Source organism: Bdellovibrio sp. BCCA, assembly GCF_037996825.1.
Taxonomy (GTDB): domain Bacteria; phylum Bdellovibrionota; class Bdellovibrionia; order Bdellovibrionales; family Bdellovibrionaceae; genus Bdellovibrio.
In genome coordinates this window covers 2000715-2016619 of the sequence record NZ_JBBNAC010000001.1, presented here as the reverse complement: position 1 = coordinate 2016619, position 15905 = coordinate 2000715, and the positions used below count along the sequence as shown (strand labels likewise).

General features: G+C 44.1%; 18 protein-coding genes and 1 tRNA gene. 15 read left to right on the top strand and 4 right to left on the bottom strand.

Annotated features, from left to right (window positions below; genetic code table 11):
• Window positions 1-14 precede the first annotated feature (14 nt).
• The 3 genes from AAAA78_RS09965 to AAAA78_RS09955 all read left to right on the top strand — a co-directional run bounded on the left by AAAA78_RS09965 (window position 15) and on the right by AAAA78_RS09955 (window position 2072).
• Entirely contained in the window at window positions 15-947 is a 933-nt protein-coding gene (locus AAAA78_RS09965; RefSeq protein ID WP_340591876.1) for a hypothetical protein, read from the top strand.
• Window positions 948-957: 10 nt separating this feature from the next.
• Complete coding sequence (locus AAAA78_RS09960; RefSeq protein ID WP_340591874.1) at window positions 958-1266, top strand: hypothetical protein; 309 nt, start codon at window positions 958-960, stop codon at window positions 1264-1266.
• 146 nt (window positions 1267-1412) lie between these two features.
• Window positions 1413-2072, top strand: coding sequence for a hypothetical protein (locus AAAA78_RS09955; protein ID WP_340591871.1), 660 nt, complete (start codon window positions 1413-1415; stop codon window positions 2070-2072).
• A gap of 8 nt (window positions 2073-2080) precedes the next feature.
• On the opposite strand, the gene AAAA78_RS09950 is transcribed toward AAAA78_RS09955, so the two are convergent.
• Together AAAA78_RS09950 and AAAA78_RS09945 are read right to left on the bottom strand one after the other, a co-directional pair.
• Window positions 2081-4027: a methionine--tRNA ligase gene (locus AAAA78_RS09950; protein WP_340591870.1), complete on the bottom strand. Its 1947-nt coding sequence runs from the start codon at window positions 4025-4027 to the stop codon at window positions 2081-2083.
• Window positions 4028-4136: 109 nt separating this feature from the next.
• Window positions 4137-4213: transfer RNA gene (locus AAAA78_RS09945), tRNA-Met, on the bottom strand.
• A gap of 206 nt (window positions 4214-4419) precedes the next feature.
• On the opposite strand from AAAA78_RS09945, the gene AAAA78_RS09940 reads away from it, so the two are divergent.
• Together AAAA78_RS09940 and AAAA78_RS09935 are read left to right on the top strand one after the other, a co-directional pair.
• Entirely contained in the window at window positions 4420-4920 is a 501-nt protein-coding gene (locus tag AAAA78_RS09940; protein ID WP_340591868.1) for a BON domain-containing protein, read from the top strand.
• 67 nt (window positions 4921-4987) lie between these two features.
• A complete protein-coding gene (locus AAAA78_RS09935) occupies window positions 4988-5959 on the top strand; it encodes a hypothetical protein (protein WP_340591866.1) in 972 nt (323 codons plus the stop codon).
• On the opposite strand, the gene trhO is transcribed toward AAAA78_RS09935, so the two are convergent.
• Window positions 5956-6993, bottom strand: coding sequence for an oxygen-dependent tRNA uridine(34) hydroxylase TrhO (trhO, locus tag AAAA78_RS09930; RefSeq protein WP_340591864.1), 1038 nt, complete (start codon window positions 6991-6993; stop codon window positions 5956-5958). The genes AAAA78_RS09935 and trhO overlap by 4 nt on opposite strands.
• A gap of 167 nt (window positions 6994-7160) precedes the next feature.
• Between trhO and AAAA78_RS09925 the strand changes: the two genes are divergently transcribed.
• From AAAA78_RS09925 to AAAA78_RS09910, 4 genes are read left to right on the top strand one after another with little or no spacing between them, the layout of a single operon-like run.
• Window positions 7161-8768 carry a peptide chain release factor 3 gene (locus tag AAAA78_RS09925; protein ID WP_340591862.1) on the top strand — a complete coding sequence of 536 codons (1608 nt, stop codon included), beginning with the start codon at window positions 7161-7163 and terminating at the stop codon, window positions 8766-8768.
• Window positions 8769-8770: 2 nt separating this feature from the next.
• Complete coding sequence (locus AAAA78_RS09920) at window positions 8771-9691, top strand: ABC transporter ATP-binding protein (RefSeq protein ID WP_340591860.1); 921 nt, start codon at window positions 8771-8773, stop codon at window positions 9689-9691.
• Window positions 9688-10461 carry an ABC transporter permease gene (locus tag AAAA78_RS09915; RefSeq protein ID WP_340591859.1) on the top strand — a complete coding sequence of 258 codons (774 nt, stop codon included), beginning with the start codon at window positions 9688-9690 and terminating at the stop codon, window positions 10459-10461. The genes AAAA78_RS09920 and AAAA78_RS09915 overlap by 4 nt, the downstream gene beginning before the upstream one ends.
• Window positions 10462-10503: 42 nt before the next feature.
• The gene (locus AAAA78_RS09910; protein ID WP_340591857.1) at window positions 10504-11367 is read left to right on the top strand and encodes an MBL fold metallo-hydrolase; all 864 of its coding nucleotides are present in this window, start codon (window positions 10504-10506) and stop codon (window positions 11365-11367) included.
• Window positions 11368-11455: 88 nt separating this feature from the next.
• Here the strand turns inward: AAAA78_RS09910 and AAAA78_RS09905 are convergent, their stop codons facing one another.
• On the bottom strand, window positions 11456-11737 hold the full coding sequence (locus AAAA78_RS09905) for a hypothetical protein (protein WP_340591855.1): 282 nt from the start codon (window positions 11735-11737) through the stop codon (window positions 11456-11458).
• Between the two features lie 166 nt (window positions 11738-11903).
• Between AAAA78_RS09905 and ffh the strand changes: the two genes are divergently transcribed.
• The 6 genes from ffh to AAAA78_RS09875 all read left to right on the top strand — a co-directional run bounded on the left by ffh (window position 11904) and on the right by AAAA78_RS09875 (window position 15885).
• On the top strand, window positions 11904-13235 hold the full coding sequence (gene ffh, locus AAAA78_RS09900; RefSeq protein ID WP_295904790.1) for a signal recognition particle protein: 1332 nt from the start codon (window positions 11904-11906) through the stop codon (window positions 13233-13235).
• Between the two features lie 69 nt (window positions 13236-13304).
• Entirely contained in the window at window positions 13305-13553 is a 249-nt protein-coding gene (rpsP, locus tag AAAA78_RS09895; RefSeq protein ID WP_041875524.1) for a 30S ribosomal protein S16, read from the top strand.
• 70 nt (window positions 13554-13623) lie between these two features.
• Entirely contained in the window at window positions 13624-13863 is a 240-nt protein-coding gene (locus AAAA78_RS09890; RefSeq protein ID WP_041875527.1) for a KH domain-containing protein, read from the top strand.
• A gap of 105 nt (window positions 13864-13968) precedes the next feature.
• Window positions 13969-14484: a ribosome maturation factor RimM gene (gene rimM / locus AAAA78_RS09885; protein ID WP_340591851.1), complete on the top strand. Its 516-nt coding sequence runs from the start codon at window positions 13969-13971 to the stop codon at window positions 14482-14484.
• The gene (gene trmD / locus AAAA78_RS09880) at window positions 14484-15311 is read left to right on the top strand and encodes a tRNA (guanosine(37)-N1)-methyltransferase TrmD (RefSeq protein WP_340591849.1); all 828 of its coding nucleotides are present in this window, start codon (window positions 14484-14486) and stop codon (window positions 15309-15311) included. The genes rimM and trmD overlap by 1 nt, the downstream gene beginning before the upstream one ends.
• The gene (locus AAAA78_RS09875) at window positions 15304-15885 is read left to right on the top strand and encodes an RNA methyltransferase (RefSeq protein ID WP_340591847.1); all 582 of its coding nucleotides are present in this window, start codon (window positions 15304-15306) and stop codon (window positions 15883-15885) included. Before trmD ends, AAAA78_RS09875 begins: the two co-directional genes overlap by 8 nt.
• The last annotated feature ends 20 nt before the right edge of the window (window positions 15886-15905 follow it).

Sequence of the window (15905 nt, the reverse complement as noted above, 5' to 3'; positions counted from 1 at the left end):
TTTAATCTCTGCGTATGGCAAAAAAGACCCGAAAATCCAGCGCCGACACGGAACTTAAACTTTTTCTCAAAGACTTGAATACAGCCTTTGCGGTTCCGGTTTCAAAAAAGTATCACGACCTGGTTTTGATGGAATATCCGTTAGATCATCAATTACTTTCTCTGAGTCCTATTTATCGTGAAAGTCGCAAACTCTATTTGTCGATTGATGGTACTTTCGCTCCAAAAGTATGTTCAACGATGCGCTCTTTAAGTGCACAGGATTTATTCAAAGATCAAATCGATTACAGTCCGATTCTTTCAGAGACTTTGTGGTTTAAAGATCATTCTCAGGAAGTTGTAAATCCTGTTGCGATGATGACATCACTTTCTTCCTATAACGAGATCTCTTTGTTTCATGAACAAAATCATCGCATTGTGTGGAGACTTCTGCCGCCAGCACCGAAAGAACAACGTGATTTCTGCCGCTATCTGAATTTCGCGGAAAGTCTCGTGGTGACCCTGGATCTTGTCTTGGGTGACGAAGTGGGAAAAAAACTTTCTCCGGTCTTTGAGCGTCTTAAAGCCATTTATCGTCCGGGCGGTGAGGACGTGTGGTTTCAGAAATCCAAGAAAGAATATCGCCGATATATTCACGCTCTTCTTTATTCAACTTATCTTGTTTTAGAATTAGTCCACCACGATGATATTTTAAAAGCCGTGGATTATGTTCTGCCGGGTCAAAAAAAGACCAACAAAGATGCTGTTAAAAGAGCGCTTGAACTGAGCGAACTTTTCACGATCAACACCAACCAACAATGGCAGCAACGATTCTGGAAGCAAGCGCAAGAAAGACTCGCTCATTTGCACAAAGATCATTCTGAAGAAGCGTGGTACTTGCCAGAAGATCCACTGGATTTTGAAGAAGAGTTTGTTATCGCCAATCGTGTTTTTGATTATTTCATCTAGAGGTTGAACCATGCGTATTCGTCAAATGGGTTTTTCGCAGAGATTAAAAGCACACAAAAAAGTTCTGACTCTAGAAACTTTGAAATTTATTGCTGAGTATTTAAAGGATCGCGACGCACGACTTGCAGCTTTACGCTCAGGAGTTCCGGAAAACTATGCCTCACGCCAGGGCGCTTGGCTTAAGAAACATCCGATCGTTTTGGCCGCACTGGAGAATGAACTCGATGAGCGGGAAGAGTTGAAACTCAATCGCGCCATTGAAGAAATCAACCGCCAGATGGAAATTTGCAAAGAGCTTTTGGGCTTGCAAGACTACTAAATCAGATTTTTAGAACAAAATAAGTCCACCTGGCGACGGAAATTATTTGGAGTGTCTCAGTTTAAGACAAAGACACCGTTTCCGTCGCAAATCCCTTTTAAAAAAGAACTCCAAAGCGCCGATAAATGAGTGTCGGGAGTTCTTGCATGATGTCTTCTCTTAAAAGTTTATTTGTCGCTTCTATTTTTGGGTTCGGTCTTTCAGTACAAGCCAATGAAATCATCGGTGGCCAGGCGCCTGAAATCAAAGCGCATCAACTGAACGAATCCTCTCTTGCGGAGTTAAAGAAAAAATGTGATCCGACGGGAATGCTCACAATGCCGACTAAAGCGGTCTGCAATGAAGTCATCGGAAAATCCTTTCTTACGCAAGAAGCTTTCGACTATTGCCAGGGTAAAGGCAATCTAGGCGAATTTGTCGAATGTGTGAAAAACCTAAGCGGCCGCGATTATCCATTTACCTACGTTGAGGCCTGCAAGAAAGTTCATGAAAATAACCTCAGCAGCGTTAAGAAGTGCCTTGATTACCTAGCGCAAGTGGAGTCGAGTTTTGATTCTGAAGGTTTTAAGTTTTGTCTTGAGGCCAATGATGAAAGACTTCACTATGCAAAACCCTGCATCAATGCCATTCGCGATCGCCAAGTGGATGTGCAAAAAATAAAAAGAGCGTGCATCGATGAACGCTCTATGGGTGAAAAATTTGATGACTGTGTTTTTAGACTGACGGACAAAGCTCCCAGTGTGGCTTCCTGTGTAAAGAAAACGCCGACATCACCATCGGCACCCACAAGACCGGGAACTCGCTAACGTCGGGTTTACGAGCCCGACGTTTCTGTTTCTGCCACAGCAGGGAAGTAAGTTCTTTTTGCTTCAATCACATGACCCACAGGAATTCCTGTTCCCAGCTCTTCAGCGCGCAAAACGCTTTCAGGTAGGTTCAAAGATTTACGAAGTTCGTTCATCGTCTCTGGCACAAATGGATTCAGCATAATCATCAAGTTCTTTAAAACGTAGAAGCACGTGTAAAGAGCATCTTTTCTTTCTGCTTCAGGAGCGCGGTCATCGTGAGGCTTATACTGCGTGAAAAGAGAATTGATTTGTCGGGCATAGTTTTCAATTTGACCGAGCAATGTTGAATAGTCGCCCTTTTGCATTGAGCGCAAATACATTTGCACAAGCTTCACTGTTTCAGCTTCTGCTTTGCCAATCAACTTACCTTCAGGAACTTTGCCGTCGTACTTCGAGTGACAAGCCGAGATCGGTTTTTCAAATGCCGCATTCATGGGGCCTGCTAAGAATTTATTTCTCTCGGCGAAGTGCTCAAAATCAAAGTTTGATGCTTTCACTGGCAAGCTTAAAAGCGCCAAGAAATAACGAACTTGATCTGGGGAATATCCCATCTCAATCAGTTGATCACCGGTATAAAAATTCCCCGTGGATTTACTCATCTTTTCGCCGTTCACCATCAAGTGATAGCAGCTTAAGATTTCTGTCATTTGCAAATCGCCTTTTTGTGGCAGTTGCAGCGGGTGATCGGTGTGTCCCAACCACATGGCCCCTTGCATGATCACATAGAAGAACACGTTGTCTTGTCCAAGGAACTGAACAACCGTTGCCTCTGGATCACACCAGAAATCTTTGTATTGTTCTTTCTTGCGACCTGATTGTTCCAAAGCCACTTGCGTGAAAACAATTGGAGCGATCAAAGAATCCGGCCACACGTAAAGTGTTTTGCCTTTCATATCTGGATCAAGCTCTGCTGGAACGGGAATACCCCAAGACACGTCGCGAGTGATCGGACGGTAACCCCATTTATCTGTGACGACTGAAGGAATGCCTTGAGATTCAAGAACAGCTTGAGCCGTTGTCAGCTCCGCCTTGTTTTCAAAAAGGCATTCTACTTTTTTACCAGCCACATAACGCGACTTATGTTTTGGAAGAGTGTCTTTGATCTCTTTGTATTTCGCTTCATGAACGTTTTCAAAACGGCAGCCAATAAGAACAGTGTTCGTCACTTCTTGAATTACCGCTGAACGCCACGCTTTTGTTTTTGTCTCAATCCATGATTTCAATGGATCGGCGACTTTCCACATATCCAGCCACCAGTGAGCTGTGTCGCGAAGCTCAGGAGTCGCGTCACTCAATTGGCTGCGTGGATCTTTCAGTGTGCTTGGATCAAATTGCGTTCCGCATGCATCGCACTCATCAGAGTAAGCTTCGGTGTTGCCGCAATTAGGGCAAGTCCCGCGCACGAAACGATCTTGAAGGAAGCGATTCATCTTCGGGTCGTACCATTGTTTTGTGATACGTTTTTCAAGCATTCCGTTTTTAAAAAGACGGCGCAAGAAATCTTGAGAATATGCTTCATGCAGCGGATATGTTTCTGGGCGAGAAGTGCCCGTGAAAACGTCTGTGCGGATAGAATATTTTTTTAGAGTTTCTTTTTGTTGTTCGTGAATCGTATCAATGAACTCACGAATTGTTTTTCCCGCTTTAACGGCAGCGACCTCACTTGTGGATCCATGATCGTCATTGCCGTTAACGAAAAGGACATTTTCATCACCAATCAACATGCGCATCCAACGAGCGTAAATATCCGCAGGAACGTGTGCTCCGGCAAGATGTCCCAAATGCAAAGGTCCGTTGGCATACGGCATACCCGCAGTGACGACGACTTTCTTTGGTTTTTTAAACATATTCAGAACTGATTTCACATCAGTCGGAGGAGCGAATTTATTTTCTGGTTTTGATCCTGGCTGCATAGTGCCCCCTAAAAGCTCTAATTTAGCTAAAATACATGAGCGTGGCAACGAAGAGAGAACAAAGCCCTGAAAATGGAAAAGGCCCGATGGTTTACCATCGAGCCTTTATTGGTTGCGGGGGCAGGATTTGAACCTACGGCCTTCGGGTTATGAGCCCGACGAGCTACCAGACTGCTCCACCCCGCGACAAGGAGATATAGGTATAGGTTGAAAGCCTCTGGCCGTCAATGCTTCATATTTGTTTTTTAAAGATAATACTGCGTATCAAATCAGTGTCGAATGAAAGAAACACTCCTCTGATTTTTATCTAAAAACCTAGTTCCGTACTAGGGGGATCGATGTTTCTGCTTCAAAATTAATCAAAAGCATCAGTGTAAACGAAGGAGCTCCCTATGAAAGAAAGTGAGAATAGATCCCATGGTTTAACGGCTTTTCTTATTGGTGCGTCTCTGGGTGCTGCAGCTATGTATTTTTTAGATCCGACACGAGGTAATCAACGGCGAGCTGTGGCTCGTGACAAAGCCATCAGTTTCACGAAGCGGGCAGGACGTCGAGGAGAAAAAATAGTGACGGATCTTCGCAATCAGGCGCAAGGAATGAAATCCGAGGTGCAAAGACATTTGCGCAAAGAGGAAGTGTCGGATGAAATTTTGGAACAGCGAGTGCGGTCCATCTTCGGTCGTAAAGTCCGTCACGCCAAGGCGATCAAAGTGAAAGTGGAAGAAGGCACAGTGATTCTTTCAGGACCCATTTTGAATCGTGAAGTCAGAGGACTTATTAACAGCATTGAAAGTGTGCCTGGCGTGAAGTCCGTGCAGGATGAACTTTCAAAGTATGAAAACGCTGGAGATATTTCTAGCTTGCAAGGGAAAGGGGCACGGTATTTTCAATAAGCGAGTGCGGGGAGTCAGTTGCCAAGAATAAAAATCCATGATTCATTGGCCGTCATAGGAGGCGGCTATGAATGGGAAGGGTATTTTCAAAATTCTCTCTCTATCTTTTGCAGTGATGGTAGTGATCTTAGGCGGTCTTTTGTTTTGGGGTCTTTCAAAACTCCCTTCGGCTTTTGATATTAAACAATCTCTGACTCCGCCGGCTCTAAAAAAGTCTTCTGCATCTTCAACGCAAACTTCAGAGTCTTCGCCGAATCCATCGCTAGAGTCGCCAGTGACTCCAACGGACAAAGTAAACCCGGAAGCATCTTCGTCGCCAGCACCAACTGGAAAAGAAAAGCTGGCCTCAGATACCGCTCGAGTTCTTCTTGAAGATTTCGCAGATCCTCGCAAGCCTATGATTGAAAGCTGCCGTAATTTAGCGCAAGCCTCTGAAAGTCATTTCTTGCGGGACCCTGAAAATGCGTCAGCAAAATATTTCTTTGAGTCGCTGGCCCAAGATAAAAAAGATCCGTTGGTAGAAACGGCCGCTCCGATTCTGCGCTATATTTTCCGCGCCCCAGGCATGCAGTCGGTGGTTGAGATGATTATGAAGGCGGAAGAAACAAAAGACGTCGGCATTCTCAAAAAGGCTGAGTTCTACTATGAAATCTATCGTGCTGGAGACTTTTTAAAAGATCACAAAGACGATATGGATGTGATCTTGCAAAAAACCTACAACCTTCATCATTTGGCAAAAGCCGTCGCACAAAAACCAGCTCTTGCAAAAGACGCTGCGACTTTAAGTTTTTGCGAAGATATGGAAAAGAATGTGACTGACGATGGCGTCTATAACGCCGATGACGCTTCAAAAGAAATGCTGAAGTTTTTAGGTGATGCAGGAATTGATCCGAAATCCATCGGCTACGACCCAAATTACCGTTCGAAAGTGAAATTAAATCTTTCAAACTCCCAAGTGACGATCAACGACACTTGGGTTGTGAAACTTTTTGCGAAAGACATCCAAAAAGCGCAGAAAGAGCCGACAGCGAAAAATTAGGTTTTCGCTGTGACAGTTTGCGATTCGCCTTTATCATTCACAGTCACGATCTTCGTTTTAGACACGCGGATCGTGGGAATTTCTTCAGCGCCTTCAGCTTTTAATTTTTCAATTTCAAAAGGCACCACTTGTTTTGGGCCTTTTTTGCCCGGATGAAGTTTGTATTGGTGTGCGCAGTTTTTAGAGCAAGTATCTTTTTTAAACTCAAGCTCAGAGCACTCAACACAGATCAACTCTTCCGAGTCACAACGTTTGCATGAAATCTTAATTTCCGAAGGCTGACCGCAGTGAGGGCAAAGGCCGTACTTTGTGGATGGCTGAAGGTTTTGATCCAAAGCCACACGATGATCGAACACGAAGCATTCTCCCTCGAACTGATCGTTCGGGTATTCCTTCATGTAGTTGATAATACCGCCGTCCAATTGAAAAACATTGTCGTAACCTTGTTTTTGCAATTCCAAAATGCCTTTTTCACAGCGAATGCCGCCTGTGCAGAAGATCAGCATTTTTTTGTCTTTCGAAATACCTTGGCTCTCGATGTACTGAGGAAAGTCCGTGAACTTTTCGATATTGGGATTCAAAGCGCCTTTGAAAGTTCCGATTTTATACTCATACCAGTTGCGAGTATCGATCATCACATAGTCATTTTCTTCTTTCAAAACACGATTCCACTCTGTCGGAGTGAGGTGTTGATTTTTCCCTTCAGGAGGCATCATCTCCGGAATTCCCGTTGTCACGATTTCTTCGCGGATTTTCACTTTAAAACGGCGAAATGGAGCTTTCTCGGATTCAGAATCTTTAAAAAACAAATTTGGAGCTGAGAAGTAGTCACGAATAAACTGTTTCCAAGCATTGAAAGATTCGACAGAAGAAGCCGCGCACGTGGAGTTAAAACCCTCTTCACCCAAGATCACAAGACCTTTGACGTTGAGTTCATCTGCTTTTGTTTCGAGGTCTTTTTGGACTTGTTCTAGATTCGTAAGTTTTTGAAATTTATAGTAAGCCGTAACATAATAGGCCGAAGTCGAAGACATATTGTCACCTCAGTTGTCCATCCAGGGCTCCAAACCCAGGGGAGTTGAAAGTTCGTCTGTGGTTATAAGGTTCTGAAGAAAAGGAATCAAGTATTATCTATGCGGGGCAGCAATACCTTGTAAGCTTTGGATTTCCCAAGTAAAAAGAAGCCTTTAAAGGAACAAAAATGCTCGCCACACCTCAGGTTCAGAAAGAAATCCAACGCCGTCGTACTTTTGCCATCATTTCGCATCCGGATGCGGGTAAGACGACTTTGACCGAAAAATTACTTTATCACGGTGGCGTGATCCACGAAACCGGGGAAGTGAAGGGGAAGCAGGGAAGTAAAGCCGTCACTTCAGACTGGATGGCGATGGAGCGTGAGAAGGGGATCTCGATCACGTCTTCTGTGATGACGTTTGATTTTGAAGGCTTGCGTGTAAACCTTCTCGATACGCCGGGGCATAAAGACTTCTCTGAGGATACGTACCGCGTTTTGATGGCGGTGGATTCTGCCTGCATGTTGATCGACGTTGCGAAAGGTGTCGAGGAGCGTACTAAAAAACTTTATGAAGTCTGCCGTCTGCGCAAAGTTCCTATTTTCACATTCGTAAACAAGCTCGACCGTGAAGGTAAAGACCCTCTCACTTTGATTGATGAAGTTGAAAAAACTCTGAACATGCAATGCTATCCGGTGACCTGGCCGTTAGGTATCGGTCAACGTTTCCGTGGTATCTACAATCGTCTGACAAAAGAGATCTGGATTTACGATCAACGCCGCGAAGAAGTGGAAGACTACAAAATCATCCCCTTTGAAAAAGGCAAAGACGATCAAATTCTTTACCAATACCTCGATAAAGAATCCGCAGATCAAGTGCTTGAAGAGTTAGATCTTATCGAAAGTGCTCTTCCGCCATTTGATGTGAATGAGTTTCTAGATGGCACGATTTCTCCTGTGACATTTGGTTCGGCGAAGCAAAATTTCGGGGTGGATACATTCCTAAAATTTTTCACGCAGTACGCACCAGGACCGCAAGCACGTCATACAAAAGACGATAAAGAAATCGATCCATGCGATGCAAACTTCACAGGCTTTGTATTTAAAATCCAAGCCAATATGGACAAGCGTCACAGAGACCGCATTGCCTTCATTCGTATTTGCTCAGGAAAATTTGAGCGCGGCATGAAAGTAAAACACTCTCGTCACGATAAGGAATTGCGTTTGTCTTACGCGAGTCAATTCGTCGCGGCCGACAAAGAAACTGTCGACGACGCTTACGCTGGCGATATCGTGGGTGTGGGGGATACAGGAAACTTTGCTATTGGCGACTGTGTCTATGCTTCTGGTAAAATTCATTTCGAAGATATTCCAAAATTTGCCCCGGAACTTTTCGGCCGTCTTTCAGTGCGTGATGCATTGAAGCGCCAAAAGATGCAGGAGGCGTTGAATCACTTATCTGAAGAAGGTGCTATTCAATTATTCATCGATCCTATCGTTGGTCCACAAGATCCAATCATTGGTGCGGTCGGGGAACTTCAATTCGAAGTTCTTTTGCGTCGTTTGCAGGATGAATACAACTTGGAAGTGAAACTCAATCGTCTTCCTTACGGCGTGGCTCGTTGGCCAAGAACGGCTGAAGGGAAACCCGTCGCTGAACTCAAAGGTGGCGCGAATATGTTCCGCGATTTGCAAGACAACCCTGTGGTGCTGGTAAATCAAGAATGGGATTTAAACTGGCTTAAACGCGAAAATCCAACAGTGGAGTTTCACACAAGCATCACGCGCGCGAGGTAAGTATGATTCTTCCATTAGAAATCCTCGACCTTAGAAAAAGGTACAAGGATAGCACAGTAGAAGCTGTAAAAGGCGTGACCTTCGATGTGAAAGGCGGGGAGATCTTCGGTCTTTTGGGACCGAATGGAGCAGGGAAGACGACAATTATTTCTGCGATCACAACCTTGGAGAAACCAACATCAGGATCTGTGAAAGTTTTCGGTGTGGACGTTACCAAAGATCCGATGTTCACGAAAAGACAAATCGGCGTTGTTCACCAAGAAGTAATCAATTCTGGCTTTTTTGATGTCGAAGAAATTTTGGAATTTCACTCTGGTTACTACGGCCTTCGCAAGAATACAGAGCGCATTCATTTTCTTTTAAACAAATTGGCTTTGTATGAACACAGAAATAAAAAAGTAAAACAACTCTCAGGCGGGATGAAACGCCGTCTGATGATTGCTAAAGCTTTGGTTCACAATCCCAAACTCTTGCTCCTTGATGAACCAACAGCGGGAGTAGATATTCGCCTCCGTGAAGATCTTTGGAAGTTCGTTCAAGAACTTCGCAATGAAGGCATGTCGATTCTTCTGACAACCCACTATTTGGAAGAAGCTGAGCAGCTTTGTGACCGCGTCGGGATTATCAACCTCGGTGCATTGGTGTGTTTGGGAAATACAAAAGAAATCATTCGTCAGTACACGCATAAAAAAATCCGCATGATTCTGACAGAAAACTTTTCAGTAGCGTCATCGTACTTGGTGGATGTCATAGGGAAAGAGTATCTCTTCGTTGTTCCGCAAAACAAACCTTTGGGCGAAGTCATCAGCGAAGTGGGAATTCCGACAGACCTTATTCGCGACGTACAAATTGAAGAAGGGGATCTTGAAGACGCCTTCTTAAAACTTGTCAGCCAAAAGAAAGAAGTGCAGGCGCCTCTATGACTGGATTTGTAACGATCTTTCACCGAGAAATCGCACGCTTTTTAAAAGTCATCGTGCAAACGGTGATTACTCCATTTGTGTCTTCATTCCTTTATCTTTTGATCTTTGGCGTGTCATTGGGTGAACAGATGGCAGCTCATCAAGGTGTGAGCTATTTGGCGTTCTTGATTCCAGGTCTTATGATGATGGGGCTTATCAATAACTCTTTTCAAAACTCCTCGTCATCCATCGTGTCTTCAAAATTCTCTGGCGACTTGGAAGATCTTCGCGTGGCACCCATAACAGATCGGGAAATCATCTGGGCCATGAGTCTCGGATCCCTAGTTCGCGGCTCTATCGTCGCTTTGATCACTTACATGGTAGGTTCAGCTTTTATGCTTTATCAACAAGGGGAGTGGCTCGCCATCGCGCACCCCATGATCACATTGTTTTTCTTAATTGTTGCGGGATTGATTTTTGGAATGATCGGTATCAGCATTGCTTTTTGGGCAACGACCTTCGATCAGTTATCGGCATTTTCGGCATTCATTTTATTGCCTCTTACTTATTTAGGCGGGGTGTTCTTATCTATAGAACATCTTCATCCATTCTGGCAGATGGTTTCAAAGGCCAATCCATTATTATATCTTATTAACGGTCTTCGTTACGGTATTTTGGGAGTCAGCGACGTCAATGTCTGGACTGCCGCTGTGATTTCATTGATCGGTTTTGTTTTCTTTTATATGGCCGCGCATTGGAGTCTTAAAAAAGGTTCTTTCCAGCGCTGGTAAAATGGTTGTCGCAAAGACGTCAGTCGATCCACGGGAGAAATTATGAAAAGATTTTTGCTAATTTTCCTAAGTGGAATTGTTGTCAGTCTTCCGACATGGTCTCAAAACGAAAAGATAAGGGTGACAGTTCTTTACACCGGAACGGCGTCACCTCTTGAAGGATCGACCATTCAAGGTGGCTCCTGGTTTAAGAAATTTCCCATGGTGCATCCGGCATTTTTGATCGAACATCCCAAAGGAATTTTTTTATTTGATACCGGCTTAGGAAAAACAGCGAAGACTCAGGTACAGGACATGCCTTGGTGGGCGCGGCTTGCGACTCGTTTTGAACAAGAAGAGACGGCTGTTGATCAACTGAAAAAACTGAATATCAAACCAGAGCGCATTATCGTATCGCACGTGCATTATGATCACGTCAGCGGACTTGCGGATATGCCCGAAGTGCCCGTCGAAATACTTCCTCAAGAGTTGGAATTCACAAAAATCAAAGGCGCTTCTCCCGCGGTGTTTCCTTCTCTGTTTTCAGATAAAACTCCGTGGAAAACATATGAACTCGAGAATAAGGAATACGAAGGCTATTCAAAGAGTCGCGATATTTTCGGCGATGGAAGTCTTGTCTTAGTAGGAATGCCGGGACATACGCCAGGTTCGGTGGGACTTTTTATTAATATCGGCAATAAAAAACGCGCGTTTCTTGTCGGAGACACTGTGTGGAACTCAGAAGCTCTCGAAAACGGACTTCCTAAGTTTTGGCTCTCAAGAAAATTTGCAGATACAAACTCAGATGAAGTCTTAGAACGCATCAAAGAACTTCAAGCTCTTCATAAAAAGTATCCAGAGCTTTTAATTGTTCCCAGTCACGATGCTAAAGCCGTCGCAGCTTTCGCGGATTTGATGAAGCTCTAAAAGGTACGGACTTACTTTTGGTTGAGAACCGTGTCTTATGACGCAAACTTCAACCAAAAGTAAGTCCGTACCTGGGGCTTCAAGATGACTAATAAGTAACAGTCGCTGGTTGTTGAACCGCTGTGTTTGTGTTTTGGTTTTGTGTGCCGTCGTTCACAACGCTGAAGTTCAATGATTCGAATTTTTGACGACGATTTCTTTCGTCTTCAAGGCGAGCTGCTTCCAATTTTTCTAGAATTTGATTTTCAGTGCGCACTTCAAGTTGTTTGCGTGCATCTTTCAAACCTTCTAGTGCTGCAGAATTTGAAGTCACAAGTTGAGCTTGTGCAGAAGCTCCTGCCAATACAGATACAAGAATGATTTTTTTCATAGTATTGCCCCTTTTTGCGTCTCTCATATCCATAAAGATGTCCGATTGATCTACTCAATGCGCTGCATCTATAAACTCTACAGGGAGATCATGGATGCAGCGAGTCGCAGGCTTCTTTGTCATTCTGATCCCAATGAGTTAAATAGACTTCCTTGGAGAATTTCACATGTTTGAGAATTTATCTGACAAGATCATGGCGAGTCTTAAAAAGGTCCGTGGGCAAAGCAAAATCACGGAAGCCAACGTTGAAGACGTCATCAAAGAAATCCGCTTAAGTCTTCTTGAAGCCGATGTGAACTTCAAAGTCGTTAAGACATTTATTGATAAAGTAAAAGCCAAGGCTCTTGGCGCTGACGTCCTTCAAAACGTCAACCCAGGCCAGATGTTCGTTAAGATTGTTCACGATGAACTCGTGAACGTCCTTGGTGGCGGAGCCGTTGATATCAACGTGCGCGAAAACCCCAGTGTGCTGTTCTTAGTCGGTCTTCAGGGGGCCGGTAAAACGACTTCGGCAGCGAAGTTGGCTCTTTATATTCGCCAAAAATTAGGAAAAAAGCCGGGACTTGTTCCCGCCGATATCTATCGTCCGGCGGCGATTGATCAGTTGCAAACTCTAGGTCGTCAAAACAACATTCCGACATTCCCAACAGAAGTGGGAATGAAGCCGGAAGAGATCTTAGAAAAATCCAAACAGTGGGCGAAAGACAACATGGTTGATGTTGTGATCGTCGATACTGCGGGCCGCTTGCAAATTGATGAAGAATTGATGGGTGAGTTGGGGCGCCTGAGAGACATCTGGACTCCGCAAGAAATTCTTCTCGTCGCCGATGCGATGCTCGGTCAGCAATCTGTGAATGTCGCAGAGGGCTTCCATAAGCGTCTAACTCTGACAGGTTTAATTCTCACGAAAGTAGATGGGGATGCGCGCGGTGGTGCGGCTTTGTCTATTCGTGAAGTGACAGGAATTCCTATTAAGTTCCTCGGTGTCGGGGAAAAAGTTTCTGCTCTTGAAGTTTTCCATCCTGATCGTTTGGCAGGACGTATCCTTGATATGGGTGACGTTCTTTCTTTGGTGGAAAAAGCTCAAGAAGTGATTGACGAAAAGTCGGCTCGTGATTCTGCGAAAAAGATCATGAAAAACGAGTTCACTTTGGAAGACTTCCTGACTCAGATTCAGCAGCTCAAAAAAATGGGCGGCTTTGAGAGTATCTTGAAATTTTTACCGGGCATGGGAGAGTTGAGCAAACAGCTTAAGAATATGACCCCTCCGGATGCTGAAATGAAAAAGATTGAAGCCATCATCCGTTCTATGACTTATGAAGAACGCCACAATCACAAGGTTCTAAATGCATCGCGTCGTCAGAGAATCGCAAAAGGTAGCGGGACTCAAGTTCAGGACGTGAACAAGCTGGTAAAGCAGTTTGAGGATGCGAAAAAGATGATGGGCGGGCTCATGAAAATGGGAATGGGTCGAGGTGGGATGAAGTTCCCATTTTAAAGCTTGATATTTAATTGTGAACACAGTACACACTTGGTCTTACTGTTTTTGATACATGAGGTTGAATAAATGGCAGTTGTAATTCGTTTGGCTCGTATGGGCGCTAAGCATGATCCTAAATACCGCATCACTGTGGCGGACTCTCGTCGTTACGTTACTGGTAAATTCCTTGATATTCTTGGGACTTACATCCCAACTCCAAAAGGTAACGACAAAAAGGTTGAGCTTGATCTAGCTAAAGTTGAAGAGTGGATCAAAAAAGGTGCTCAGCCTACAGACCGTGTAAAACACGTTATCAAATTGGCTCAAGCTAAATAATAGTGGTTGGCAACGTACCCGAATTCGATAGAATATCGGGTAGGTAAAGTACTATCTGTTGGGGGTAATTATGGATAGCTTGAAAGACCTCGTAGAATTCATGGCAAAGTCCTTAGTGGACAAACCTGAAAAAGTCGAAGTTGATGAAATCCCTGGTCAGCAAACTACACTTCTTGCTTTGAAGGTTGATAAAGAAGACCTCGGTAAAGTGATTGGTAAGCAAGGTAAAACTGCTGCGGCTATGAGAACAATTATCCGTGCAGCTGGTACTAAGCTAAACAAACGTTATCACTTAGATATCGTCGAATAAGCTTAAGCAAATAGATTTAATTCTCTAAGGAAGGGGTTGTCATTGAGGCAACCCCTTTTCTTTTTTCGGCGCAAGTCGAGTGGTAGAGTTAGTTGGAGTATGAAAATGAAATTAGTTGGAAAAGTTCGCGAAGCCCATGGTCTTAAAGGGGATCTTTATGTTGTCATTTTTTCTGGCGACATCACATGGGCAAAGAAAATGAAAAACTTTGGCTTAAAAGCTAAAGGTTCTGAAGAGATCAATAATTTCTCTGTGGAAAGAACGAAACCTTTCAAAAAAGGTTTTATCGTGAAAGCAAAAGAAATTGCGGATCGCACGGCTGCTGAAGGTGTTGAGCACATGGAGTTCTTCGTTGATGATGATCTCTTTGTTTCTAAACCAGGCGAAGGCATTTATCTTTCTGAAATTTTGAACTTCAAATTGAAAAATCCAGAGCAAGTCGTATTAGGTGAAATCGTCGGTTTCTCTTCCAATGGCGTTCAAGATCTTCTGGTTGTCGATATCGCAGGGAAAAAAGCGGAAATTCCATTCGTCGATGCTTTCATCAAGAAAATCGATTTCAAACATCAATCTATCGTGATGGATTTGCCTGAAGGGCTTTTGGATATCGAGAACGCTTAATGCTAACGATTGATGTGATCACTCTTTTTCCTGAGATGATTGAAACGGCCGTGTCTCACGGTGTTTTAGGTCAGGCTTTAAAGAGTGATCTCTTGTCCGTCAAAGCGCACACACCTCGTGAATTCGCCTCTGATCGTCATCGTACCGTGGATGATCGTCCTTTCGGCGGCGGCGACGGCATGATCATGCTGCCAGAGACTCTCGAAAAAACGATTCAAAAAGTGCAACATAAGAATTCCAAAATTGTGTATCTGTCTCCGCAAGGAAAAACTCTGACAGATGAAACCGCTCGCGCCCTTTCTAAAGAAGAACATTTGGTTTTTATCTGTGGCCGCTACGGTGGTATCGATCAAAGAATCATTAATGAATATGTCGATGAAGAGCTTTCTATCGGTGACTATGTGTTGTCGGGTGGGGAGTTGGGGGCACTCGTTGTGATTGATGCTCTGGCGCGTTTTATTCCAGGCGTGTTGGGTCACGACGATTCAGCTCAAAAAGACAGTTTTTCAGAGGGGCTTTTAGAGCATCCTAATTTCACAAGACCGCGTGAGTGTTTAAATCAAGAAGTGCCGGAAATTTTATTGAGCGGAAATCACAAGCTCATTGAAGAGTGGAAGCACAGGGTTTCTGCTCTCGTGACTTTGAAAAAACGCCCGGACTTATTTAAAGAATATATAAAAAAAGAAAACGAAAAGTATTACGCACAGAAGAAGAAAAAGACGGGACCTCCGTTAAAGGAACTCAAAGAATTTTTCTTTCAAATGTCGGCCCAAGAAAAACAAGTTTTGGGTTTAGAAGATGTGCGTGAGGAAGATTTAAATGGCTGAGACTCCCTATGTTCCTCGACTTGCTATAGGACTGGTTCATTATCCCGTGCGCGATCGTTTGCAGAAAACGGTGGCGACGAATATCACGAATTTCGATATCCATGACATCGCACGGGCGGCTCAAGTTTATGGGGTGGAAAAATATTACATCATCCACCCCATGCAAGAGCAGCTCATGTTCGTAGAACGGGTTTTAGACCACTGGAGAACGGGGCAGGGGGCGAAGTTCAATCCGATGAGAAAGACGGCTCTAGGCCCCGTTAAAACAGCCGAGAGCGTTGAAAAAGCTCTCGCCGACTGGAATGTTCCTGACTGTCTGACGATTGCAACCTCGGCGCGGGTCGAGTGGGCGAAGAAAAAATACTCATTTGCTGAGCTGCGCAATCAAATGCATGTAGAAAAGAAACCCGTTTTTATGCTATTTGGTACTGGCTTTGGCATGACAGAGGAACTGATTGGGTCTTGCTCTGGGGTTCTTGAGAGTATTCGAGGAGCTCCCCCCAATGATTACCGCCATCTTTCTGTGAGATCGGCAGTAAGTATCTGTCTTGACCGCGTAATGGGTCCATGGTAGACCCTTATTTTACTTTTTTG

What these genes read in the sequence shown, in the direction of transcription:
- AAAA78_RS09960 (WP_340591874.1), top strand. Translation starts at nt 958, where the DNA reads ATGCGTATTCGTCAAATGGGTTTTTCGCAGAGATTAAAAGCACACAAA.
- AAAA78_RS09925 (WP_340591862.1), top strand. Translation starts at nt 7,161, where the DNA reads ATGCTCGCCACACCTCAGGTTCAGAAAGAAATCCAACGCCGTCGTACT.
- trhO (WP_340591864.1), bottom strand. Translation starts at nt 6,993, where the DNA reads ATGTCTTCGACTTCGGCCTATTATGTTACGGCTTACTATAAATTTCAA.
- AAAA78_RS09950 (WP_340591870.1), bottom strand. Translation starts at nt 4,027, where the DNA reads ATGCAGCCAGGATCAAAACCAGAAAATAAATTCGCTCCTCCGACTGAT.
- AAAA78_RS09940 (WP_340591868.1), top strand. Translation starts at nt 4,420, where the DNA reads ATGAAAGAAAGTGAGAATAGATCCCATGGTTTAACGGCTTTTCTTATT.
- AAAA78_RS09965 (WP_340591876.1), top strand. Translation starts at nt 15, where the DNA reads ATGGCAAAAAAGACCCGAAAATCCAGCGCCGACACGGAACTTAAACTT.
- AAAA78_RS09915 (WP_340591859.1), top strand. Translation starts at nt 9,688, where the DNA reads ATGACTGGATTTGTAACGATCTTTCACCGAGAAATCGCACGCTTTTTA.
- AAAA78_RS09955 (WP_340591871.1), top strand. Translation starts at nt 1,413, where the DNA reads ATGATGTCTTCTCTTAAAAGTTTATTTGTCGCTTCTATTTTTGGGTTC.
- AAAA78_RS09910 (WP_340591857.1), top strand. Translation starts at nt 10,504, where the DNA reads ATGAAAAGATTTTTGCTAATTTTCCTAAGTGGAATTGTTGTCAGTCTT.
- rimM (WP_340591851.1), top strand. Translation starts at nt 13,969, where the DNA reads ATGAAATTAGTTGGAAAAGTTCGCGAAGCCCATGGTCTTAAAGGGGAT.
- AAAA78_RS09905 (WP_340591855.1), bottom strand. Translation starts at nt 11,737, where the DNA reads ATGAAAAAAATCATTCTTGTATCTGTATTGGCAGGAGCTTCTGCACAA.
- AAAA78_RS09875 (WP_340591847.1), top strand. Translation starts at nt 15,304, where the DNA reads ATGGCTGAGACTCCCTATGTTCCTCGACTTGCTATAGGACTGGTTCAT.
- AAAA78_RS09890 (WP_041875527.1), top strand. Translation starts at nt 13,624, where the DNA reads ATGGATAGCTTGAAAGACCTCGTAGAATTCATGGCAAAGTCCTTAGTG.
- rpsP (WP_041875524.1), top strand. Translation starts at nt 13,305, where the DNA reads ATGGCAGTTGTAATTCGTTTGGCTCGTATGGGCGCTAAGCATGATCCT.
- trmD (WP_340591849.1), top strand. Translation starts at nt 14,484, where the DNA reads ATGCTAACGATTGATGTGATCACTCTTTTTCCTGAGATGATTGAAACG.
- AAAA78_RS09920 (WP_340591860.1), top strand. Translation starts at nt 8,771, where the DNA reads ATGATTCTTCCATTAGAAATCCTCGACCTTAGAAAAAGGTACAAGGAT.
- ffh (WP_295904790.1), top strand. Translation starts at nt 11,904, where the DNA reads ATGTTTGAGAATTTATCTGACAAGATCATGGCGAGTCTTAAAAAGGTC.
- AAAA78_RS09935 (WP_340591866.1), top strand. Translation starts at nt 4,988, where the DNA reads ATGAATGGGAAGGGTATTTTCAAAATTCTCTCTCTATCTTTTGCAGTG.